9 protein-coding genes and 1 pseudogene are annotated in these 7,452 nt (G+C 47.9%); 2 read left to right on the top strand and 8 right to left on the bottom strand.

The window, feature by feature from the left end; genetic code table 11:
* The coding region (locus tag C8R21_RS14770) for a conjugal transfer protein TraD (RefSeq protein ID WP_107763380.1) at positions 1-381 on the top strand (381 nt) is incomplete at its 5' end.
* Between the two features lie 1,273 nt (positions 382-1,654).
* Here C8R21_RS14770 and trfA read toward each other — a convergent pair.
* The 7 genes from trfA to C8R21_RS14730 all read right to left on the bottom strand — a co-directional run bounded on the left by trfA (position 1,655) and on the right by C8R21_RS14730 (position 5,698).
* Entirely contained in the window at positions 1,655-2,602 is a 948-nt protein-coding gene (gene trfA, locus C8R21_RS14760) for a plasmid replication initiator TrfA (RefSeq protein ID WP_107763378.1), read from the bottom strand.
* 104 nt (positions 2,603-2,706) lie between these two features.
* Complete coding sequence (locus tag C8R21_RS16000; RefSeq protein WP_107763377.1) at positions 2,707-2,973, bottom strand: ribbon-helix-helix domain-containing protein; 267 nt, start codon at positions 2,971-2,973, stop codon at positions 2,707-2,709.
* Between the two features lies 1 nt (position 2,974).
* Positions 2,975-3,631 carry a ParA family protein gene (locus C8R21_RS14750; protein WP_107763376.1) on the bottom strand — a complete coding sequence of 219 codons (657 nt, stop codon included), beginning with the start codon at positions 3,629-3,631 and terminating at the stop codon, positions 2,975-2,977.
* Positions 3,632-3,690: 59 nt separating this feature from the next.
* Positions 3,691-4,101, bottom strand: coding sequence for a putative toxin-antitoxin system toxin component, PIN family (locus tag C8R21_RS14745; RefSeq protein WP_107763375.1), 411 nt, complete (start codon positions 4,099-4,101; stop codon positions 3,691-3,693).
* A complete protein-coding gene (locus C8R21_RS14740; protein WP_107763374.1) occupies positions 4,101-4,340 on the bottom strand; it encodes a ribbon-helix-helix domain-containing protein in 240 nt (79 codons plus the stop codon). The genes C8R21_RS14745 and C8R21_RS14740 overlap by 1 nt, the downstream gene beginning before the upstream one ends.
* A gap of 266 nt (positions 4,341-4,606) precedes the next feature.
* The gene (locus tag C8R21_RS15725; protein ID WP_146162517.1) at positions 4,607-4,993 is read right to left on the bottom strand and encodes a DUF4248 domain-containing protein; all 387 of its coding nucleotides are present in this window, start codon (positions 4,991-4,993) and stop codon (positions 4,607-4,609) included.
* Positions 4,994-5,119: 126 nt separating this feature from the next.
* Positions 5,120-5,698, bottom strand: a complete 579-nt coding sequence (locus C8R21_RS14730) for a recombinase family protein (protein ID WP_107763372.1) — start codon at positions 5,696-5,698, stop codon at positions 5,120-5,122.
* A 695-nt stretch (positions 5,699-6,393) separates the two neighbouring features.
* On the opposite strand from C8R21_RS14730, the gene C8R21_RS14725 reads away from it, so the two are divergent.
* Positions 6,394-7,074, top strand: coding sequence for a DNA-binding protein (locus tag C8R21_RS14725; protein WP_107763371.1), 681 nt, complete (start codon positions 6,394-6,396; stop codon positions 7,072-7,074).
* Positions 7,075-7,149: 75 nt separating this feature from the next.
* On the opposite strand, the pseudogene C8R21_RS14720 reads toward C8R21_RS14725, so the two are convergent.
* Positions 7,150-7,452, bottom strand: a pseudogene (locus C8R21_RS14720) (MobA/MobL family protein); the annotation flags it as partial.

Here is a 7,452-nt window from a genome sequence, read left to right as displayed (position 1 = left end):
ACCCCCTCGGATCACCAGCGGCTGTTGCTGCTGCTGGCAGAGAAGCCGGACAGGACGCCAGAAGACGAGCGCAAGCTCGCAGCCCTGGTGCGCGCGGAGAAGGCAGCGGAACGGGCGCAGAAGGCACGCGTCAATGCGGCGCGTATCGTCAACCAGGAAAAGATCGCTGTACGCAAGGCGCGCGACCGCGAGCTCTATAACGCCGCAGGTTTGATGATCCTGGCAGGCCTGGTGGATTCCAGGACCGGTATGCCGCTCCTGGATCGAGGGGAACTCCTGGGTGCGCTCATGGAGCTCTCCAGGGTATCGCCTGAGGATGAGCGCAGAGCACAGTGGAAGTGCAAGGGCGATGCCCTGCTGGCGGAAAGAATGAAGGGTTGAGGATCAGCAGGAGCGCTCAAGCCCTGCCAGGGCCAAGTGGATAACACTGTCAACTTTTGCACAGGAATATATCGGGCGCTTCAGAAAAATATCGGTTACTTCAAAAAAATATCGAAATATTCCAGAAAGAATATCGGGTGCTGCAAATAAATACAGGATTCATGCAGGAATTTTTGGACTTGTTGCAATTGCTGCGCAAGTACGTGGGGCGCTGCCCCACCCCCGCGTTCGCCACGGGGCAAGGGTGCAGAAAGACCTGCGATCAAATCCTCCCTGCACCCGCAGCCATAGCATCTGCCGCTTCAGGGCAGGATCAAGGCCATGCCCTGCCGGGGGGCTCGCGCCCGCCTTGACCCTGCCTCAAAGCTTCAATTCGTACTCATCCCTGGGGCGGATTTAGTAAAAGAGGCTTTTTAAGCCCTTTGGAGCGTTTAATAGAAAAAGAGATAGATTTCCTTCAGCTTGAGGTAGAAATACGCTCCACGGCCTTGAGAACGCGTCTGAAGGGCATTCCTGCATGAATCTCATGCTTCACCTTGCCCCTTCCTCCTGAAGACAGGTTTTGCGGACGTGCAAACAATAGCAGAATGGACAAAGGGCAATTTCCACAGAAACCCGGCTGAGGCCCCGGATTGCAGAGCGATCCGGGGCTGATTTGTCCGGGTCCTGGTGCCCAAAGGGGGAGCCGTAAGGCTCAGCTCAGATGACAGCTGCGCTGTCATCTGAGCCGCCTGGATTGCCCCTTGCACCGCTCGTGGGTTAGCCCGATTTGTCTTTCGGTTTGTTTTTGTTGTTTGGATTTGTTGAGATTTTGGGATGTTTTTGCAGCTTGTTATGACAAAGATGCTGGGATTTTAGCAAGGGGGGTTTACTGGCCCCCGCTGGGAGCCTCGATAGAGATCTTTTATTCGTAAAATTACCTGTTGTGAGATAGTTATCCACAAAAGCTTGGTTAAAAACCGGTTATAAGATAAAGGTTAGAATAGGTTATAGGTTGTAAAAAGATAGTAATTCTTTTAATAAAACAGTCAGTTGCTAAAAGCCACCGTGGGTCAAAGGTCAATAGTGCGTGGGTCAAAGGTCAATAGTGGCGTGGGTCAAAGGTCAATAGTGCGTGGGTCAAAGGTCAATAGTGCGTAAATTATAGGCACAGTGGCAAAATAGGTTTGGCAACTCCAAACTGTTAATTCATTAACTGGTCAAACAGTTGGACTTGCTGCCCTTATCGTAGGGCTTTTTAAGAGAGATTACATAGGAAAATGTGGGTCAAAGGTCAATAGTTGTTTAGCGCTTGCTGGCTTCTGACTACGCGGACAACCCCACTGCGTGTAACTTCGAAACTCTCAAGAAATTTAGTTTCTTGAAGTGCTTCCAACGCCCTTGTGATAATTCTTTTTGCTTCTCGTAATCGTGTTTTTCGTTTCGCCATGCGGGTGACTTCATCGAAGTATTCATCCTCGGTAGAATCTAGGGTGAGGCCTGCTCCAACCGCAAGCGTTTCAATTTTGTGATCGAATGGCTCTCGATGAGACGAAAAAAAACCATGCAACCAAGTTGTAACCCCTTCTGGTAGTGCTAACCGCGTCTCCCAATCCAATCGGCTGTAGAGCTTATCGAATAAAAAAAGTAACTCATCGTCCTTGTTGAATACCTGTACCTTCCAAGGAGTATCAGCCCCCTTGGAATACTCGTATTTCGCAATGAGCTTAGTGCTTACCCCCTTGTCGAAGCGACTGCTGTAGATTTCTAAACCACTGGTGGCTAAGCGCCGAATTGAGGTTAAAAGCCTGGTATAGCTCGAACCCTTGATTGGCCATTTGATCGCCTTGAGGAAGCTGTAGGGTGTGAAGCTCACGCACTCAGAGCGAGCTTCCTTAGCTAAGTGAACTAACTGCATCCAGACGGTTTCGTCGTCCTGGCGTAGCTCCTCGCCAATGTAAATCACCTCTCCACCGCCGATGACAGGCACGATCAGTGGTGCATTCGCTCGGTAGACCTCTCGTTTTTCCTTGCGATTCTTGGCTGAGAACACAGCACAACGGACCAATTCGTTTGGTATGCCACGCTCATTTTCTTGCCATAAGGCTAATTGTCCCTTTGCATGTAGGATGGCTAGCCCTTCCCGCTTGCGCGCACGAGCAGTTTTCTGTGCTTTGTCGATCCGATTCTGGGTGTCCCCGTCCAAGGCCACCGGGATTTCTGATGCATCTATCTTCTTCATCCAGCTATCTTTTCCACATAAACAGAAATATGACTTAACCCCTTAAGTTTAGCTACCGTCCTTATAATCAAAATAAAGTGTCAACATGTAGACATGTTGACACTTTATTCTCGATCAATTGTGGGCACATCATACTTAGTGAATAAGTCATTAAGCGACTCGGCAATAAGGGCTTGCAAGCTTTTCCCAGTCTTAGCCTGAATCAGGCGCATATTCCGTTTGTAGTCTTGGGATAGATACGCGGTAAGGTTTGTTTTACCAGTCCTGCTTGGTGCTTTATAACTCGCCGTCGTCGTCTTCGTAATAACTGGTCCTGGAGCAGGTGAAGCTGTTTCAGACCTCTTCTTAAGCGCGTTTTGTAACGCTGCCATTTTATTTCTGCTCATAATGTTCACTATTTAATTTGTTAAGAAGTTCAAATGTAAACATGTAAAGACGACGTAGCTCGTCAGCAGCTTTGCCTTCTGGGTCTAACTCTTGTGCGCTTCTGCCGATAGTCGGCGCCTCAGCATAACTCCCACGCTGGCACAGATGCATAGGTGCCACATTCAATCCGAAAGTGTCTTCAATAAGCGCTCTAGTTGTTTCTACTCCCTTGGTGACTTGAGGATGGATACCATTAACGATGACGTAGGCGAGAGGATCACCGGCAACGCGAAGCAGATCACGTACCCCTTTTAAAGTTTCAAGACCAAAAATCTGTGGACGAACGGGAATCAAAACCAGATCAGCGTTCCTGGCCGCTTCAATAGCTGCACTGTCTGATCGACCAGGAGTATCAATTAAAACCAAATCTGCCCCGTAGTCCTGGGCAGTTTGGATCGTTTGTTTAAGTCTGCTCACTTGGGCCGAAATGACCGCAGGGTTCTCAGCGATGCGCCGATCTTTCCAGTTTGTGGCATTGGCTTGAGGATCAAGGTCGATGATTGCCACGCTTTGCTCCGCTTCTGTTGCCGCTACGGCAAGACCAAGAGTAATAGTGGTTTTGCCATCGCCACCCTTCTGTCCAATGATTGCAATTCTGAACATGTAATCCTTTCAACATGTAAACATGTTAAGTATTAAAAAAGTAAACTTCTATGTCAAAGTCACAGCACTTCAGCGCAAAACACCGCCGGGGTAACAATCCGAGTTCGTTCAATGTATCCCCGCTGCAGCAAGCCGGCGCGACGATCACCGGTTACCAAATAATCCGCATCGCTAACCAGCGCCATAGCCAGTAGGAATGCATCGTCAGGATCATCGGCTTCAACCGAAAGGGATAACTCCTCTAATACCACGGCACGCTGCAGATTCTTGACCATAGCGCCCACCTTGGCTGGTTGCAGAATATCCCGGAACTTGGGATACCGACTAGCTCGGCGAATTTCATCCAGCTGCAATTGTGACGTCACAATCTCGAAGCGCGCAGACCGCCATGCGCGATAGATTACATCTGGCTTTCCATGCGGGGAGATCAAGGCACTAAACAGAATATTTGTATCCAGTACCACCAGCATCAGAGTTTACGTGCCCATTGCAAGGCTTCATCGATCATTGATACCAAATCTGCTTCACTTACGTTTGCATTGGCAACCTTGGCCTGTTCGGCTGACAGTTCCAGGATGTGCGCCCGTACTGCCTCTTCAACGAAACGCGACAGGTCGCCTTTTCTGCCGCCACCTTGGCTAGCCAGAAACATTCGAAGGGATTTATCGGTATCGGTAGAGACAGCGACATTCCAGCGAGTTGTATTCATATCTCTCCGTAAATATATGTTTATACACTTATGTGTGTATGAGTCTAAGGACAATTTGTTCGCGATGCAATAGGTATCTCCCGTTCAGCTTCCCTGCTCCCGGTTATGCGTTTTCCCCGGTGCCTTGCCGTTTTCATCCCGGCTTTTGATCACTCGGATATCAAGGGGCGTGCTCTTAACTAGAGCAGCGAAGCTGTTTTCAGCTGTTCCTTTTCCTCATCGCTTAAGCCCTCCTCTGGAACAAGAAAACTTGAGTGATCCTGCATTTACCCCGTATCTGGCACTCGTGGCCACAGGGGCTTATTATTTTCAATCCATTTTTGAAGTTTTCTCCTCGCTGAATCTCCTGCTGTTTTTATTTCTAGATGGTCGCAAATGGACTTCCAAGAAGTCAAATTCGGGACACTTTTTAGTTCTTGAATACTTGCTGCCCACTGTTTCGCGCTGGGAGTGGGAGCACGTCGAGGAGCAACGTAAGCAATAGGTTCTTCTGGCGAGTTGTTGGAATGCTCTAGGGGTCTTTCTACCACTTGCGCAAAGCCAGCAATTACTCGACGTAGAGCTGTATCGAAGGATAGATTTTCAAACGGTTTAGGGTTTGCTAGCTTCCATATGGCTGCAACTACATCATCCCCAACATAAAATTGTGGCATGGGAGTTTCCTTAAAATTAGGAATCACTAGTATATCATTAATTATTAACTAGTGGATACTAGCTTAACTAGTGATACTAGTTTACTAGTGACATTCCCTTAATGCAGATGAGATCGTAACAAAAGTTCATGAGGAAAAGTCCGACCTTTGTCTTTTGAGACTCAACGCACGATATAGCGTAGTCCGATCCACACTCAGCAGCCCGGCCATGCCGGATACGGTTTCCCGTCCCTCCTGGATCATCTGAGCTGCATGGCTGATCTGCTCCCGGCTCAATTTGTGGGGCCGGCCTAGGTGCTTTCCCCGCCGCCTAGCTGCCTGCATCCCGGCTTTGGATCGTTCAGATATCAATGAGCGCTCAAACTCAGCCAAGGCACCCATGATGTGAAATACCAGTTTGCCTCCGGCTGTCGTGGTGCCGATCCCATCCGACAGGCTCTCAAACCCGGCGCCTTCGTTTCGCAGCTTCTCGATCAGCTCAATCAGGAAACTCAACGACCGGCCCAGACGGTCCAGCTTCCACACAACCAGCACGTCGCCTTTCCCGACTGCGGCAATTGCCTGGGACAATCCTTCACGCTCAATGGCAACCCCGCTGACGCCGTGATCGGTAAATACCTGCTCGCATCCCGCCCTGGTTAAAGCGTCCAGCTGCAGGTCAAGATTCTGGTCATCGGTGGAAACCCGTGCATAGCCGATTTTCATGAGGTTCTTCTCCCTTTATTTCGCACAACCCTTATGCAACATTACAGGCCAAAAAAAACAATGCCTTGCATTGTTCGATTGAGTGTAGCAAAAGGGAATATTTTCTCCACATAGATTTATACGTGGTTTCAAAACGGAAGGTCTTCATCTTCGTTTTCATTATCTAATACGTGATTGCGAGGCAACTGTGTATTAGCAGCTTTACTTTACTTACATAACGTCTCATGAACTCACGAATTTCACCTGCAGGAGATCGGTCTTTTACTCTCGCTGCAGCCCGAAATTTTTCTAACAGTTCAGCAGGCAAACGTATTTGATATGTCTTCTCTTTATTGGTAGCCACTTCAGATATATGTACGTACAAAGTAATGATTTTATAGCTACAAAATGTATTTTTCGTGAACTAATAACAAGAATCAAAAAACTGTTTATTTTCATCATAAGATGATGAAAATGTTTATATTTTTTCATAAATTTTTAAAAATTTCGGTCCATTGTATCTAGATAGAATTACATATATCCTTTAAAAATGAACCCTTCGACATCTAAATAGGGTTCAAGCACATGAATTACCTCGATAAATTTCTTGAAATTGTGGCTAAGCTTTCGATGCACTCTGAGCGACTAGTTCCACTTATTCTTTCCGTAGCCGTTTTAGCCGCCATCATCGTGATTGGCATGCAAAGGAGTGCGGGATGAGTTATAGGGTAAAACCTTGGGTAAAAATGCCAACTCGATGGATTTGGGATGGACGCATGGCGGAGCAATTCCGGTGGGGAAATAGTGTCGTCACCAAATCAACCACCATCGCGGCTCTCCAACTATGGGTTACGATGCTAACCTGGGCAGAAGAAATAAAATCCAAAGAGGGTGAGGTTATTCAGCTAACAGACTTAACCTACGATGGACTCATGGAAATCACAGGTATGAGCCGCAAGCTAGTGTCTTGCGGCTTGGACGCTTTGGAAGAGACCAAACTTATTGAACGGAAAGGGATAGGGCGGAGAAATCTTTATCTCATACAGGACTGTATCAATGGCTATTGGTGCAAACTACCTGCCAGGGCCTTGTACGATGAAGAACAAAAAATCAGAGCGTTTCATACCTTTCAAAGAAGATCCATGTGCGAAATGGATGCAATGAAACTCTTCCTTTACTACGCTGCCGTGCGTGACAAAGATAGGCAATATACGATTGCCTCCTTCAAGACAATTAGCCAGAAAACTTCAGTGCCAGAAAACCGCATCACACGCGCCAATGCTTTTCTTTTGAACGCAACATTACTTTCAAATATTTCCCACGAGAAAACGTCGAACAAAAAGCAAAACGAACCCAACAAGTACTATCTGAAGGGCTACCTTGATATGTTTATATAAGACTCCCAACTCCCGGTCCTGTTCCTGTTCCTGTTCCTGTTCCTGTCCTGGTTTTCTTAGTCCCTGGCTCTGTTTCTAGCCTCTCCCCATGCCCCTGCCCCGACCTTTGGAAAGATCAAGCTCCTGCGCAAACTTTTCCACCTTATCCGCATGAAGCTTCAGATCCTCTCGCATCCTTAAAAGCGCCACTGATTGTTCTTCCTTCGGTAACCGGTTGAAATCCTCGATTGTCTTGCGTATGTTCTCCGGCAAGGCCCTCCACTGTGTGCCGGTGTCGCTGTAGCTGGGAACTTTCAGTGCACGACCGATGGCGTGGCTCTTGAACTCTGATATGGCCCAGTCTAGTTTCTTTGCTTGCCGCAGCACCTCCAACTCCTG

Origin of the sequence: Nitrosospira multiformis (assembly GCF_003050865.1) — a bacterium.
Lineage (GTDB): Bacteria > Pseudomonadota > Gammaproteobacteria > Burkholderiales > Nitrosomonadaceae > Nitrosospira > Nitrosospira multiformis_E.
The sequence above is the reverse complement of the archived record's forward strand: the minus strand, read 5'-3'. Positions and strand labels throughout refer to the sequence as shown.